General features: G+C 39.9%; 14 protein-coding genes. 9 read left to right on the top strand and 5 right to left on the bottom strand.

The features are described 5' to 3' along the window. Positions 1-99 precede the first annotated feature (99 nt). A complete protein-coding gene (soxR, locus tag ACHUE3_RS00355) occupies positions 100-564 on the bottom strand; it encodes a redox-sensitive transcriptional activator SoxR (RefSeq protein ID WP_394189069.1) in 465 nt (154 codons plus the stop codon). 99 nt (positions 565-663) lie between these two features. Here soxR and ACHUE3_RS00350 point away from each other — a divergent pair, with 99 nt between their 5' ends. From ACHUE3_RS00350 to ACHUE3_RS00340, 3 genes are read left to right on the top strand one after another with little or no spacing between them, the layout of a single operon-like run. Continuing rightward, the gene (locus ACHUE3_RS00350; RefSeq protein WP_394189067.1) at positions 664-1,128 is read left to right on the top strand and encodes a flavodoxin family protein; all 465 of its coding nucleotides are present in this window, start codon (positions 664-666) and stop codon (positions 1,126-1,128) included. 47 nt (positions 1,129-1,175) lie between these two features. Further along, positions 1,176-1,700, top strand: a complete 525-nt coding sequence (locus ACHUE3_RS00345) for a DsrE family protein (protein ID WP_394189065.1) — start codon at positions 1,176-1,178, stop codon at positions 1,698-1,700. Next, positions 1,700-2,299 (top strand): GDSL-type esterase/lipase family protein, encoded by a 600-nt coding sequence (locus ACHUE3_RS00340; protein WP_394189063.1) that lies wholly within the window; start codon positions 1,700-1,702, stop codon positions 2,297-2,299. Before ACHUE3_RS00345 ends, ACHUE3_RS00340 begins: the two co-directional genes overlap by 1 nt. On the opposite strand, the gene ACHUE3_RS00335 is transcribed toward ACHUE3_RS00340, so the two are convergent. Continuing rightward, positions 2,296-2,970: a LytR/AlgR family response regulator transcription factor gene (locus tag ACHUE3_RS00335; RefSeq protein ID WP_394189061.1), complete on the bottom strand. Its 675-nt coding sequence runs from the start codon at positions 2,968-2,970 to the stop codon at positions 2,296-2,298. The genes ACHUE3_RS00340 and ACHUE3_RS00335 overlap by 4 nt on opposite strands. Further along, positions 2,967-4,475, bottom strand: a complete 1,509-nt coding sequence (locus ACHUE3_RS00330; protein ID WP_394189059.1) for a sensor histidine kinase — start codon at positions 4,473-4,475, stop codon at positions 2,967-2,969. The genes ACHUE3_RS00335 and ACHUE3_RS00330 overlap by 4 nt, the downstream gene beginning before the upstream one ends. Before the next feature lie 226 nt (positions 4,476-4,701). On the opposite strand from ACHUE3_RS00330, the gene ACHUE3_RS00325 reads away from it, so the two are divergent. The 6 genes from ACHUE3_RS00325 to ACHUE3_RS00300 all read left to right on the top strand — a co-directional run bounded on the left by ACHUE3_RS00325 (position 4,702) and on the right by ACHUE3_RS00300 (position 11,451). Next, the gene (locus ACHUE3_RS00325) at positions 4,702-5,574 is read left to right on the top strand and encodes an ABC transporter ATP-binding protein (protein WP_394189057.1); all 873 of its coding nucleotides are present in this window, start codon (positions 4,702-4,704) and stop codon (positions 5,572-5,574) included. Then, positions 5,565-8,729 carry a M1 family aminopeptidase gene (locus tag ACHUE3_RS00320; protein ID WP_394189055.1) on the top strand — a complete coding sequence of 1,055 codons (3,165 nt, stop codon included), beginning with the start codon at positions 5,565-5,567 and terminating at the stop codon, positions 8,727-8,729. Before ACHUE3_RS00325 ends, ACHUE3_RS00320 begins: the two co-directional genes overlap by 10 nt. Before the next feature lie 165 nt (positions 8,730-8,894). Then, entirely contained in the window at positions 8,895-10,100 is a 1,206-nt protein-coding gene (locus tag ACHUE3_RS00315; RefSeq protein ID WP_394189053.1) for a sugar efflux transporter, read from the top strand. A 246-nt stretch (positions 10,101-10,346) separates the two neighbouring features. Then, positions 10,347-10,700: a hypothetical protein gene (locus ACHUE3_RS00310; protein ID WP_394189051.1), complete on the top strand. Its 354-nt coding sequence runs from the start codon at positions 10,347-10,349 to the stop codon at positions 10,698-10,700. Between the two features lie 38 nt (positions 10,701-10,738). Then, positions 10,739-11,038, top strand: coding sequence for a response regulator transcription factor (locus ACHUE3_RS00305; protein WP_394189049.1), 300 nt, complete (start codon positions 10,739-10,741; stop codon positions 11,036-11,038). Between the two features lie 41 nt (positions 11,039-11,079). Beyond that, positions 11,080-11,451, top strand: coding sequence for a hypothetical protein (locus ACHUE3_RS00300; protein WP_394189047.1), 372 nt, complete (start codon positions 11,080-11,082; stop codon positions 11,449-11,451). 207 nt (positions 11,452-11,658) lie between these two features. Here ACHUE3_RS00300 and ACHUE3_RS00295 read toward each other — a convergent pair whose 3' ends face one another. Then, positions 11,659-12,135, bottom strand: a complete 477-nt coding sequence (locus tag ACHUE3_RS00295; protein WP_394189045.1) for an ankyrin repeat domain-containing protein — start codon at positions 12,133-12,135, stop codon at positions 11,659-11,661. An 83-nt stretch (positions 12,136-12,218) separates the two neighbouring features. Next, the gene (locus ACHUE3_RS00290) at positions 12,219-13,757 is read right to left on the bottom strand and encodes a catalase (RefSeq protein ID WP_394189043.1); all 1,539 of its coding nucleotides are present in this window, start codon (positions 13,755-13,757) and stop codon (positions 12,219-12,221) included. Positions 13,758-13,865 lie beyond the last annotated feature (108 nt).

The raw sequence follows: 13,865 nt of genomic DNA, 5'->3' as shown, positions 1-13,865 counted from the left end.
TACCTCATTTAATTTTATCTCAACACTTAAGAGCATTAAGTTTTTTAGATTTCAGTGGGCGTTTTTTTGTTATACCAGTTGTCACGTATTGCTCTATTTTTATGTGTTTTTTTCTAATAACACAGCGCCACTTTGGGTTTTGCCAAGGTGATCGTCTTTATTGTAAATAGGGCATTTGTCCATTGATAAACAACCACAGCCAATACAACCATCAACGCGTTCGCGTAAGCGCTGCATAAAAGCGATACGCTCATCGAGTTGGGTTTGCCACTGCTTAGAAAGGGCTGACCAATCTTTTTTTGTGGGGGTACGTTCATCGGGCAAGGTAGCAAGCGTTTGTTTTACTTCCTCCAGCGTTATTCCCATCGCCTGGGCGGCTTTAATAACAGCAACTCGGCGTAGTACATCTGGTTTATAGCGGCGTTGATTACCGTTATTACGCCAACTACGTATTAAACCTTTGGTTTCGTAAAAGTGTAGAGTCGATACTTTTACACCGCTACGTTTGGCGACAAAGCCAACTGTTAAGTTTGCTTCAATGAGCTTTTTTTGTTGTGTCGTCATTATTTTAACTCCTTTTAAAAAATTTAATTATTACTTATTTACCTTAACTTAACTTGAGGTTTTAAGCTTTGCTCCATCATAAAAAAAGGAGTGATACAAATGCAAGGTAAATCAAATAATAATACAGCCATTATATTTTCAAGCGCACGCAAAACAGGCAATACTAGCTCACAGGTCAGTGAGTACTTACAAAAAGAGGGTGGGCAAGGTTTTTGCCTAGATGACTTTGTTATTTCTCCATACCGATACGATAAAAACTACCCAGAAGATGACTTTTATACATTGTTTGAGCAGCTACTGAGTTTTGAGCATTGGGTAATAGCGTCACCTATTTATTGGTATAACACCACCCCTCAAATGAAGGCGTTTATGGATAGAATTACTGATTATATGGATGATGAGGCACTTAAGCCTAAACTAAGAAAGTTAAGGACAAAACAGTTTTCACTGCTCTCTAATGCTGCATCCCCTGAGGCACCTGATGCATTTTTGGATATGTTTAAACATACATTCAATTATTTGGGAATGACTTTTAAAGCACATTCACATGTTCAGGCTAGTTAATCAGATTAAATAGCGTTAGGCTAAACAAAAAGTAAAAAGGATGATGTATGAAAACGTTACTTACTGGATTTATTCTTCTTTTAACTAGCTTTAGTAATTTGGCAGCAGAGCCTGCGCCAGTGATTAAAGACTATGGTTATTTTTATAATGTGCCAAGCCATGGGTCAGATTTAAGCCAAGCACAGTTCAAAATCGCCTTTGATGTAGGAGATGGCGCTGAAATGGGCGCGCAAAATAATCATATCAACTCGCTCGCCCGTTTTATTAATATGCATGTAGCTCATGGGGTAAAGCCAGAAAACATTCAGCTGGCATTAGTGGTACACGGTGGCGCAAGTGTTGATGTACTCCAAAACAGCTTTTATAAAGCGCGTTTTGACAAAGATAACAAAACCGAATCTTTGATTAAACAACTGCTTGCTAATAACACGCAGGTATATGTGTGTGGGCAGTCGGCAACGCATATGAAAGTTTCATCTGAGCAACTCATTCCTGGAGTGAAAATGGCGCTTTCAGCGATGACCGCTCACGCCCAGTTACAGCAACAAGGCTATACGTTGAATCCGTTTTAATGAATATTCTGTGTTTTGGCGACTCTAATACATATGGGATCTCTCCTATTGATGGTAAACGGCTGCCTGCGTGTGAGCGTTGGCCCGGTATACTTGCAGAGCTATTGGGTTCAGATCACCTTGTAATTGAAGCAGGTCAACCAAATAGAACCTTAGTGAATAACCCGCCATTTAGCGGCGATAAGTTGGGCGTAAAGTATTTGGAGCCTTATCTTGAGGCGCAGCCATTGGATGTCATTATTATTCAGCTTGGTACTAATGATTTAAAAGCCCGTTTTGGATTGTCTGCTATCGATATTGGCAAAGCGCTTGAGCAGTTAATCTTAGCGACTAAAGCGTTTTATCATGGTAAAGCACATCCAAAAATAATTACCTTGAGCCCACCAAAGGTGCATGAAGTGGGGAACTATAAAAATATTTACAAAGGCGCTGGTAAAAAAGCTGAACAATTATCTATTGAATTCAAAGCCATCGCTGATCGCCAAGAATGTGTTTTTATCGATGGCTTTACACTTATTGATGCTTGTGAAAGTGAGGGGGTACATTGGCCTTATAAAGAGCATGTTCGCCTTGCAAAGCAGCTACTACTTTTAGTTTAAAGTAGAGTGCGAGAATGTTCTTTATATGATTTGCCAATTTTAACTTTAGCCCCTGTTGTTAGTTCAACATATTCATGATTAACAGCAGTCACTTTGTTTTTATTAATTAAATACGATTTATGAATTTGTATAAATGTATCTGCTAGCTGTTCACTCAGTTGCTTAAGTGTCGCTGTGGCAAGCGTGGTATTCTGCGCTTGATGCAACTTTACATAATTACCGTAAGCTTCAAAATACTCAATTGTGTCTAACGCGAACTTGCGTTTTTCTCGGTCGACTTTGAGCGTTATATCTTTGGGCTTTTGGTCTAAAGGCTTGGCAGTGCGTTGACACACTTTGCTGAGGGCTTGCTTTAGTCTTTGCGCTGAAACGGGTTTGAGTAAGTAGTCTGTGACATTTAAATCAAAGCCGGCTAGGGCATATTCTTGATAGGCACTATTAATAATTACTTGCGGCGGATTAGCGAGTGCTTTTAATAGCTCAAGCCCTGTTAATTCTGGCATATTAATGTCAAGAAACACTAAATCAATGCCTGGTTTGGCAAGCACACATAAGGCATCTTTAGCGCTATAGTATTGGCCTACCACATTTATATTAGTGTGTTCTGTTAAATGATGCAGCAGCACTTGGTGCGCCAATGGCTCGTCATCAACAATGATGGCTTTTATCATTTTTGCAGCTCCAAGGTCAGTGTTGTTTGCCACATTGCATCTTGCTTATGGGTTATTAGTGAATGTTTATTAGGGTATAAAAGTTGCAGTCGTTTTTGTAAATTAGCAAGCCCCATCCCTTGTTCTTTTTTTGCTACTCGAGCGGGTATTGGGTTGGCGCAATATAGCGTTAAAGTATTGCTATTGATTGTTATTTCAATTGATACATGTGTTTTGTCGCTCGCGGGTTCAACCCCATGTTTTATGGCGTTTTCAACAATAATAATCAACAACAGCGGTGTGATACTCAAGGCGTCAAAATTGTTTGGCCAAACAAGGTTAAACTCACATTTATTTGCGCTTCTTATTTTTTGTAATTCAATAAAGTTTTTAAGGTAGTCTAGCTCTTTTTCTAGTGGCACTGATGATTTTTGCCCTTCATAAACTGTGTAGCGTAGTAGATCAGCTAAATGTAGCACCAACTGTGGAGCTTGTTCTGATTTTGTCAGCGTAAGCGCATATAAGTTATTTAATGTATTAAATAAAAAATGAGGGTTCACTTGTTGTTGGAGTAATTTTAATTCGGTTTGAGTTTGCTGTTTAGCGACCTCATTTAACTTGCTTTGTTGCTGTTGACGCTCAAACGCTAAAATAATAGGTGTGCTTATAACAAGAAAAAGCAGCATAAACTGATAATTGTATTTGTTAAAAACCTCTTGGCTGCCACTCGGCGTTAGGTTAGCTATGTGAGCAGGTAAATTATTTACAGGTAATGTAAGGACAGCAGCAATCAATAAGGGAGTCAGCACCGCGATTACAATGATACACGCAGCAACAAAGGTAAACACACCGTATGTAGCAAGCAAATGACGAATAAGAAGGTAGCGGTTCAATAAGTATAAGCCATAAAGTATTGCAACATACACGCTAAGTTGCCAAAAATAAGTCATAAATCGGCTAAATTGGGAGATTATTTTACTCGGCTCAATTATCAATTCGAATGGCTGGTTTAGTAAAGGATGTTCATGTGTATTGAGTACCCCAGCCATGATGAAAGACCAGCAAAAAAGAAGTATTAAAACTACATTATCTAACGATATTAATGAGCTAAACCTGTTGCTGATGAGTAACTTGTGGTTTGCTGTGGTGCGCTGAGATAGCAGCCAAATGCTACTTGCTCCAGTGCATAAAACCCACCCTTGCAGTCCAAGGTGTTGCCAATAGGCAAATTGTGGAAACAGCACATTGAGCGCGTATATCAAGATAGGGTAAGCAATAAAACCTAACAACCAGCCCATTAAGGCCAGCCTTAATGGCTGTTTAAATGCCATTACATGGGCGATTAAAAAAGGCAGGCATGTTAAAAAAAGTTGCATATTTATTTGTAAGTAATGCGCCGTTGAGCTGAGTCTTAACGATAGAAAGCGAATATGGGCTTCAAGCAAAATTGCAGCCAATAGCGGCAGTAAGGCAATGACATATTTTACCTTAATCCGTTGTGATAAAAAGGAAATAACCGTCTGCACATTTCACCTAAATATAATTTTAACTTCACACTACTTTACCTTTTAAACATCAATAACACATCTTTACGCTGCTAAAAAACTACAATTAATGATGAAAGTAAGGTTTTTAATGATGAGTAGCCAATTGTTCCTCTTATCCCTTATTTTTTGGCTTAGATCATTACTTGCTAGCTGATTTGTTAGGTGTTGCTTAATGTGGCTATTCGTCAATTAAGGAGCGCAATAGATGCTGACACTTACAAATATAAATAAAAAATACGCAGATGGTACGCACGCATTAAATGATGTGAATATTCGCTTGCCTGCTGGCATGGTTGGTTTACTCGGTCCAAATGGGGCAGGTAAATCAAGTTTAATGCGCACCCTTGCGTGTTTGCAAAGCGTTGATAATGGTCAGGTAAATTTTGATGGTTTGGATGTGTTGCAACACCCCGAACAGATGCGCAAACAACTTGGCTATTTACCACAACAATTTGGTGTCTATCCAAATATGAGTTGTATTGCCTTGCTGGAACATATTGCAATTTTAAAGGGGCTCAATAAACAAGACCGAAAACAGCAAATAAGTGAGCTTTTGGCTCTGTTAAATTTATCTCCGTTCGCCAACAAAAACGTGAGCCACTTTTCGGGTGGGATGAAACAACGCTTTGGTATTGCACAAGCGTTGCTTGGCTCCCCTAAACTGATTATTTTAGATGAACCAACCGCAGGACTCGACCCTGCTGAGCGTGAAAGCCTTAACAATTTATTGGTGACCATTAGTAAACAGCGCCTAGTGCTGTTATCGACCCACATTGTAGAAGACATAGAAAATCAGTGTCACTTTGTTGCAATGATTAACCAAGGCCAGCTAATTCAAAGTGGTGAAGTGACCTCTCTTATCAATCCATTGCATGGATGTGTATGGCTGCTCGACACCCTTCCAAGTGAACTACCTAAAGAGAGTTTGGTACTAAGCAAAAGTTATCGATATGGCAAACCTTCATTTCGTGTTTATGCCAAAGCGCCCCCCGCTGAGAGTGCAGTACCCGCTGAACCAACACTGCAAGATAGCTATTTTTATGAATTGAAAGCACGAGGGGGTCACGCATGTTATTGATCAATGAGCTTCGTTATATCATTCGTCAGCCATTGCTTTGGCTGTGTTTTTTAGTAGCTCCTTTATTTGCGTGTACATTGTCAGCAGGGTTAGCTGTTGAAGGGAGTGATGCGATAAACCAATTAAAGCTGCACCTTGTTGCACTACAAATGATGCAACTTGCTTTACTGACAGGTGCGCTTGCACCGACATTTTTTTTACGAGATCAAATTCACAATATGCACGAGCTTGTGGCGGCTACACCTGTTACGTTAAAGCAACGCGCATTGCTACGTTTAAGCGCTTTGGTGCTGTGTGTATTTGCCATTGCATTTATTAGTATGTTGGTGATGGTTGTAACACAGTTGTTCAGTAAGGGGTTTGACTGGCAAATTATTAATCTACTGGCTGCTAATAGCTTTTTTGTGTTGTTTCCAAATACGTGTTTGCTCAGTGTAATTGCATTTTGGTTTTGTCAAAAGTTCAGCAGTGCTTTAGTGAGTTATGTGGTATTTGCAGCTTTGTGGATTGGCTATTTATTGCTTGCAAGTGTTACTGGTAATCCTATATTGGCGGGCAGTAGTATTATCAGTGAAACTAGCTATCAACTATTTATATGGTTAGACCCTTTCGCATACACCACCATTATAGCCAGCTTTAGTGAGCCGCAAGGCTGGATTATCGCTGTTAATCGGGTGCTGATCTTATTACTCACAAGTCTTATCTGTTTTAGTGCTGTAGCAAGTAATGGGTCTAACTCGTTTAATAAGCCAGCTAAAAATACAGAGAGCAAGCTACAATCCGTTACAGTAGCAAATGCCTCGTACCGACCTGTGGCTGCAAAAAATCATGGACTAGCGATATTAATCACGTTCTATAAAGTAGCGCTTTTCAATGTATTAAAGTATCCAATAACATTAATAATTTTATTAGCTTGGCCGGCCATGGTGTTTAATAATGTAGCCTCTTCTGCTGCCTATGCTGAGCCATTGAGTGTAATAAATGCAACCAGCATTGATGCTATTAGTCACTATGCTTTTGATATGCAAGTACTGTTTGGGTGTTTACTGACGGTGCTTTGGAGCTGGCAAATCAGTTGTTATGCAAAGCGCTTTAATATGGCTGAGCTAATTGCTGCAACGCCTATCAAAACAGCCACTATTTTATATGGCCAATTACTGGTATTGACTACCCTAGTTATTATTTTTTCAACGATGAGCTTTGTGGGCGCTTCATTAGCGCAGTGGTTTATTGATAGCCAATATAATGCATACGACCATGTATATATTCTGTGTTTAACGGCACTGCCCTTAATGCTGATTGGCTGGGTAACGGTGTGTGTGTTTAATATTTGTCGCTCAACACTGGTTGCTGGAGTAATCATTTTTGTGATGCTGTTGCTAAAATTTACACCCGTTATGACTTATTTAGGCCTCACACACACGTTTTGGAGCCTAGCTTGGACGCCATTACAGCCGCCGAGTGAATTTTGGGGTTATCGAGCGAGTATTAGCAGTTATTGGCCTTATATGCAGGTGTGGTTACCAGCCTGTATAAGCTTAATATTGCTAACGTGTTTATTTAGTCACCGCGGTGCGGGGCTTGATAGGCGCGCAGTTGTGCGAAAAGATGCATGGCTAATAATACCAGTATTGCTCTGCGTTAGCTTATTTGTGCAATTACACCTACGTTTAGTGGATGAAAAACCGCTTACCAATTCACATAAACGCGAAGCTTTTAAAGCCAATTATGAAAAGAACTTCGCCGATTGGCAGCATAAGTTGCAGCCTCAAGTTAGCCATATTGATGCAAAAATTGATTTTTACCCGCATCAGCAGTTGGCTAAGTTTGATCTGACATACACCTTAAAAAATCTTCATCCAACGGCCATTAAGCAAATTTTAGTTGGCAGAGCAGGGTTTTATAAATGGGCGAATGTGAAGATTGACGGTGCTACCCAAGTTGCGTTTTATCCTGAATTAAATCAAGCTGTTTATGAGTTTGATATTGCATTAAAACCGCATGAAACACGACAATTAACCACACAGTTTGAGATTCATCAAGCAACACTGTGGCCTGCTGGTGGGCATCAAATAATTACGCCTGAATTTAGTTATATTCGTGCAGTTCCTGCGTTGCCAACCATTGGTTATCAAGTCAACTATGAGCTAACAGATACACAGTTACGCGCTCAATATGGTTTGCAACAAAAGGGTTGGCCTTTAGCTTCTGAGTTATTTAATGAGCAGCAAAAAAGGCCTGAACACTATAAGCGCATAACGATGTCGAGCACAATATCAACGGCAGCGGGGTATCAAGTTGTGACACAGGGCAAGCAAATTGCACATCAACATGAACAGGGCCTTGAGATATTTGAGTTTAAGACATTGACTGCAATTAATAATTTACCAGCTTGGCTCTCTGTGCCTTTTAATGCTGAATCTAAAAAGCATGACGGTGTTACCTTACAAGTATTTGCAAAAAAACAAGAGCTGATTGAGCGTTCAGATGCAGTTGCCGTTAATTTTCAAGCGATGATGGACACACTTGATTGGTTTAAAAATAATATTGTTGCTTACAAACCAAAGCAATTAAGCATAGTTGCGGCCCCACCCTTTGGGGGCACAGGGTATGCCTTACCCCAAATAATATTAATTGAAGATACCGTCGGCTTTAGGTCTCGGCCAAGCGATGATGCTGGCTTTGATCAGCGTTATCGCCGTGCAGTGCATGAAACAGCGCATCAATGGTTTGGCCATGACATAGGCAATAGTGCGCCTGTTGATAGTGCGTTTTTAATTGAATCGATGGCCAAATATATCGAGTTGGTGGTGATAGAAAAACACTACGGCAAAGCGGCTATGAACGCTTTAGTCGATTATGAAACACAGCGATACGAGCAAGCATCACGTATGGATATTACTGCTAAAATGGCATTGATTGATTCAACTAAAAGCTATGATCAATATTCAAGAGCCACTATCGTATTTGCAAAATTAAGGGATGAAATAGGTGATGACGCGATAATTAAGGCACTTAAGTTTGTATGGCAAAAGCATGCACACCCAAATCGGCCAGCCACTGCAATGGACTTTATTTTTGCGTTAAAAGAGCAAGTTGAGGTGCAGCATATTGCATTTATCAATTTGCTGTTTTTAGACGCTCAAATGAACTAAATGCACATTTTACAAATCGCGGCTTGATTTTTATGCTTTGTTTAGTAGTTGGTAAAAGGGGCGAAGTTTAAATTTTAGTGATTATTATATAAGCTAATTTGTATTTTAATATTACTTAAAGCTGCGTATAATGCGCGGCTTATTTTTAGGTCTGTGTGGTGCTTCTTGAAGTCAATATTCAAACAATATGGTGTGGTTTTTATTTTATTAAGCTTATTAACGGGCTTAATTGGCGCATTTGTTAATCCACTTATGAGTTTGTTTATTGTTGAAGGTTTACAAAGCCCCCCTATTTATTTGGGTGTATACACCACAGGGGTCACTTTGATGGGCATTCTCTTTAGTCAATGGTTAGGTGGGTTGGCCGATAAGGGCGTGAGCGCTAAAAAAATGTTTATGATTGCGGTCTCTGGCATGGGGATGGCATTAGTTGTGTTTGCCAACGCAACGTCTTTTTGGCAGGTGTTTGCAGCTGGAATTCTTTTGCTTTCGATGGGAAACGCTGCGATACCGCAAGTTATGACCATTGCTCGCCAGTGGGCTGATCAGCAAGCGCATATTGATATCACCCAGTTTAATACTCGCCTAAGAGCCGCTATTTCATTTGCCTGGGTCGCAGGCCCGCCACTTGGTTACCTTCTTGCGTCAGGGGTTGCTTTTAGCCGCTCATTTTATACCGCGGCGACGTTTGCATTACTGGCATTAATTTTTGCAATGAAGTTTTTACCAAGTATTGATGCTAACGACAGAGCTAAAAAAGCTGAGCCAAATCAGCCTATCAATCTATCGTTTTGGGCTTTAGGTGCTGCTATAACCTTTGGCTCAATTGGCAATATTATGTACGCCAGTGCCTTACCGCTTTATACAATTAATGAACTGGGCTTTGCCAATAATATGCCTGGAATATTTATGGGCATGGTGGCATTAATTGAAATACCCGTAATGCTGTATACCGCAAAGCTCAGCAAACGCATCACTAAAACAACCTTGCTAGGTTTGGCTTTTAGCTGTGCTATTTTGTTTTATCTAGGTGTATTTTTTGCCAACCAAGTATGGCAATTCTTTATACTTCAAGGTGTTAATGCTATTTTTTATGGCATCTTTGCGGGTATCGGTCTGACAATTTTACAAGAGCAGCTGCCGTCACGGATAGGTTTTACCTCCGCTTTTTACGGTAATGCAATTAAAGTAGGGGTTATGCTTGGTACTGCCAGTACGGGTTTAATTGCGCAGTGGTTTAGTTTTCGTTTTGCTACACTTGGCTCGCTTATTGCGGCAAGTCTTGCGCTGAGTTGTTTATTATTGTTTAGTTATTTAAAGCGCCAAGAGAGCGAGTCGCAAGGACAGCTGTTAGCTCAAAATGTGATTTAAAAAAGAGCTGTCGGTGATGTACCTGACTAACATAACAAGTGCAGGTTAAAGGTTAGGCTATAAGGGTTACTAGAAATTTCCTGAATAATATAAAGGCCTGATTGTTGTTAGGGGGAAGAAGTTTAAACTGCTAGATAGCTATTCAGCATATTTTAATTAAATATCATAGGATTAATCATTATTTAACGGTTGAATCTTGTTTTCGAATTGGGTATTGTTAATAAAATATTTCAAGGACGAGATACAATGATTCAACCAACCTCAGTTTATGTAAAAACAGCCCTAAAAGCGCCTTCTCAATCTCAAAGCTATTCCTATTTAATTAAAATATTAGAAGCTTTTTTTAGTAAAGTTAAAATGGACGACAACTTACCTCATGCGGAGCATCGCTCTGAATTTGATTTGTACTTAATTGATAGTGCAGGGAGCAACTGGCAGGACTTAATACCTGCAGATCTGATTGCACTTGCTAAAAAGTGCCCGGTCATTATATTTAATGCCTGTGGGGACGCTATTAGTGAAAAAAACTTATTACTAAATAATTTCAAAGGAGTCTTTTATCAAAACACTCAGCCTGAAGATTTCTTTAGGGGTTGGTAAGAATTATTGATGATGAGCTCTGGTTTAGTCGTAAAATAATGTCTACGACATTTATAGAAATATTAGGCATGCTGGGTAACTTTAACCAAGCAAATATTTCCAATGCTGATAGCACACATGAGCAATTATCCAACCTGACTAAACGTGAAAAATCGGTTATTCATTTATTAGCGCAAGGTGCCAGCAATCTGGATATTGCTCATCGACTTAATATTAGTGATCACACGGTAAAAACCCATCTTTATAGCGCATTTAAAAAAACGCATTCGCGCAATCGTATTGAACTTGCAAATTGGGCTCAAAGATATATGTCGGTACGCTTGCCTTTGCATGACTAACGTTACGCATTGGTTGATGACTACACTATGGACGAAAAACTATGTTAGAGGCAGCAGCACTGTTACTGTTATTTTGTGGGATTGTTCACTCATACTTGGGTGAAAAGTATATCTTGATTCGCTTATTTAAACGCGACAATTTACCTAAATTACTCGGTAGTGACTGGTTTACAAAGCGAGTATTGCGATTTGCTTGGCACTTAACCACCATTGCTTGGTGGGGCTTTGCAGCCATTATTTATTGTATACTTAACCCAAGCGGCAATTACAGCATTGATATTCTGCATATTATTGCTGTGGTTTTTATCTTAAGTGGCATTATTTCGCTGGCGTTTACTCGAGGTAAACACTTGTCGTGGTTATTCTTTTTCTGTATTGCAGGATTGTGCATTGCCGTTGGCAATAACTACTAGCAGGGGGGATTTCCCCAAGTTAGTTATTGGGCTGAGCCTTTAGGTTATTTAATAGCCAAGAGTATACAGCCTTAGCAATAGATTTAATCTTTAATCTGAACTCTCTGATTAAGGGAAGAATTAGAGAGCTTAGGTCATTACTAAGGCTGTGGCTTAACTACGTTTGGTTGCCGATATGCATTTGATAACCAAGTCACTAAGTGCTTTTTACTGTTTTGGCTTTATTGAATCTAGTAACTCAAGCACCTTCTCTTGACCAAATGTTTGTGCAAATTGCTCGGCTGTTTGCCCTGCTTTATTTGCATGATCAGTATCGCAATCAAGACTTACTAAGGTTTTGGCAATACTAAACTCACCTCTAAAAATAGCCGCCATGAGTGCTGTATTACCGCGGTTGTCTTCAAGGCATGCATTAGCTCCTAAATTTAATAATGAATCTACCGTGTTTTTATGACCGTGATAGGTAGCAATCATTAACGCTGAATATCCTTTATTGTTAAAGCTATCAATTGGGATACCGGCAGTGACGAATTGTTCAATAACTTGTTCATCACCTGTACGAGCTGCTGCAAAATAATAGGCAAGTAAATTGTCGTATTGTGATTGTGCGTCAGCGCGTGCAGGCTCAACGGCTTCTGAGTTAAAACTTAAAACAATGGCAAGAATAATAAATAGTTTACGCATCAATGTGCCCTTTAAAAAAGTGTATCCTATAAGAGAGGAAGGTCAGCCTTCCTCATAAAGTTGGAGAATAAGTAATTAAAGGGTTACAGCTTTTCGGCCAGTTGTTTTACCATTTTCAGGTTGCCATTTACGGCCTTAGTTAAACGTGTGCCATAGTCACTATCAGCTTTGTAAAAGTGGCTGAGCATTTTGTGCTTCACATCGCTGTTTTGTACTTTGCCTAAATCGCCGGCTAGGTTATTGATGAGGTTAGTACGCTCTTGCTTGCTAAAGCCTCTGTATAGCACACCCGCTTGGGCAAAATTTTGCTGCTTTTTAATCGCTGCTTGTTGTACATAGCCTTTAAGCTCGGTTTGGCTTCTACGTGCAATAGGGTTTTCACTGACATTTTCGTGACTCGGTTGATAGTTCACATTGCTAGTGGTGTTGCCATAATTCATCGCACCGTCTTGGTTGTAATTTACAACATCCACTTTTGCACGGTTAATGGGCAGTTGCTGGTGGTTAGCACCTAAACGATACATTTGTGTATCAGAGTATGAAAATACACGCCCTTGCAATAAGCGGTCTTCCGATGGCTCAATACCTGGAATAATATTACCTGGCGCCATAGCTACTTGTTCAGTCGATTGGAAAAAGTTAGTCGGCATACGGTTTAGTGTCATAGTACCGACTTTTGTTTCCTCAACGTTTAGCCACATTTTGGTTGCATCTAACGGGTTGTAGTCAAAGTCATCAAGCTGTGATGGCTCAAGGGTTTTGATATAAAGATCCCATTTCGGGAAGTTACCTTTGCCTATCTCTTGATACAAATCACGTGTTAAGTGTTGAAAATCTTGGCTTTGCACTTTAGCGACTTCTTTGCCATCTAAGTTATCTATACCTTGCTGACTTACCCAATGAAACTTAACGTATTTAACATCGCCTGATTTATTAATCATTTTGTATGCATGTACGCCCCAACCATCCATTTTACGTAGGCTGGCTGGCGTACCGTAATCGCTGTAAACCCAGGTTAACATATGAGTTGAACCGGGCTCATATGAGAAAAAGTCAAAAAAGCGATTTGGATCTTGAATGTTATCTACCGGAGATGGCTTTAATGAATGCACCATGTCTGGGAATTTTATCGCATCACGAATAAAGAATACCGGTAGGTTATTACCCACTAGATCCCAGTTACCTTCATCAGTGTAAAATTTCGTTGCAAAGCCGCGTGGGTCGCGAAGAGTCTCTGGGCTGCCTTTGGAGTGAATAACTGATGAGAAACGTACAAATACCTCAGTTTCTTTACCTGCTTCGCTAAAGGGGGCCGCAATCGTTAAATCGTCTAATTCTTTACTTGCAACAAACACACCGTGTGCGCCAGTGCCACGGGCATGAACCACGCGCTCAGGAATACGTTCGCGAGCGAAACGTTGTAATTTTTGAATTAACTGCACATCTTCAAGTAACACACTACCGCGCTCACCGGCAGTGATTGAATTTTGGTTATCGCCAACTGCCGCGCCATTGTCTTTTGTAAGCACCGTTGCTGCACTTGCAGGTAGTGCCACTGCAAGCGCTAAAGCACTTAATGTTAAAGCAGATTTATTGTTTGTTTTGTTAAGTTGCGTATTCATAGTGAACCTCATGTATTTTAAGCACTTGCGTATGCAAGCTTTTTAACTGAGCTCAGTGTATGAAATGTTTTTTGTTCGGTAAAATTGATTGTTTAGATTAGTGTGATT

The organism is Pseudoalteromonas atlantica, assembly GCF_043641955.1.
Lineage (GTDB): Bacteria > Pseudomonadota > Gammaproteobacteria > Enterobacterales > Alteromonadaceae > Pseudoalteromonas > Pseudoalteromonas atlantica_A.
Note: the sequence above shows the minus strand (reverse complement) of the source record. Positions and strands in the feature narration are given on the sequence as shown.

Bases quoted from the DNA above. Each gene is read 5' to 3' on its own strand.
- ACHUE3_RS00290 (WP_394189043.1), bottom strand. From the start codon at position 13,757: ATGAATACGCAACTTAACAAAACAAACAATAAATCTGCTTTAACATTA.
- ACHUE3_RS00300 (WP_394189047.1), top strand. From the start codon at position 11,080: ATGTTAGAGGCAGCAGCACTGTTACTGTTATTTTGTGGGATTGTTCAC.
- ACHUE3_RS00345 (WP_394189065.1), top strand. From the start codon at position 1,176: ATGAAAACGTTACTTACTGGATTTATTCTTCTTTTAACTAGCTTTAGT.
- ACHUE3_RS00310 (WP_394189051.1), top strand. From the start codon at position 10,347: ATGATTCAACCAACCTCAGTTTATGTAAAAACAGCCCTAAAAGCGCCT.
- ACHUE3_RS00305 (WP_394189049.1), top strand. From the start codon at position 10,739: ATGTCTACGACATTTATAGAAATATTAGGCATGCTGGGTAACTTTAAC.
- ACHUE3_RS00335 (WP_394189061.1), bottom strand. From the start codon at position 2,970: ATGATAAAAGCCATCATTGTTGATGACGAGCCATTGGCGCACCAAGTG.
- ACHUE3_RS00320 (WP_394189055.1), top strand. From the start codon at position 5,565: ATGTTATTGATCAATGAGCTTCGTTATATCATTCGTCAGCCATTGCTT.
- soxR (WP_394189069.1), bottom strand. From the start codon at position 564: ATGACGACACAACAAAAAAAGCTCATTGAAGCAAACTTAACAGTTGGC.
- ACHUE3_RS00340 (WP_394189063.1), top strand. From the start codon at position 1,700: ATGAATATTCTGTGTTTTGGCGACTCTAATACATATGGGATCTCTCCT.
- ACHUE3_RS00350 (WP_394189067.1), top strand. From the start codon at position 664: ATGCAAGGTAAATCAAATAATAATACAGCCATTATATTTTCAAGCGCA.
- ACHUE3_RS00325 (WP_394189057.1), top strand. From the start codon at position 4,702: ATGCTGACACTTACAAATATAAATAAAAAATACGCAGATGGTACGCAC.
- ACHUE3_RS00295 (WP_394189045.1), bottom strand. From the start codon at position 12,135: ATGCGTAAACTATTTATTATTCTTGCCATTGTTTTAAGTTTTAACTCA.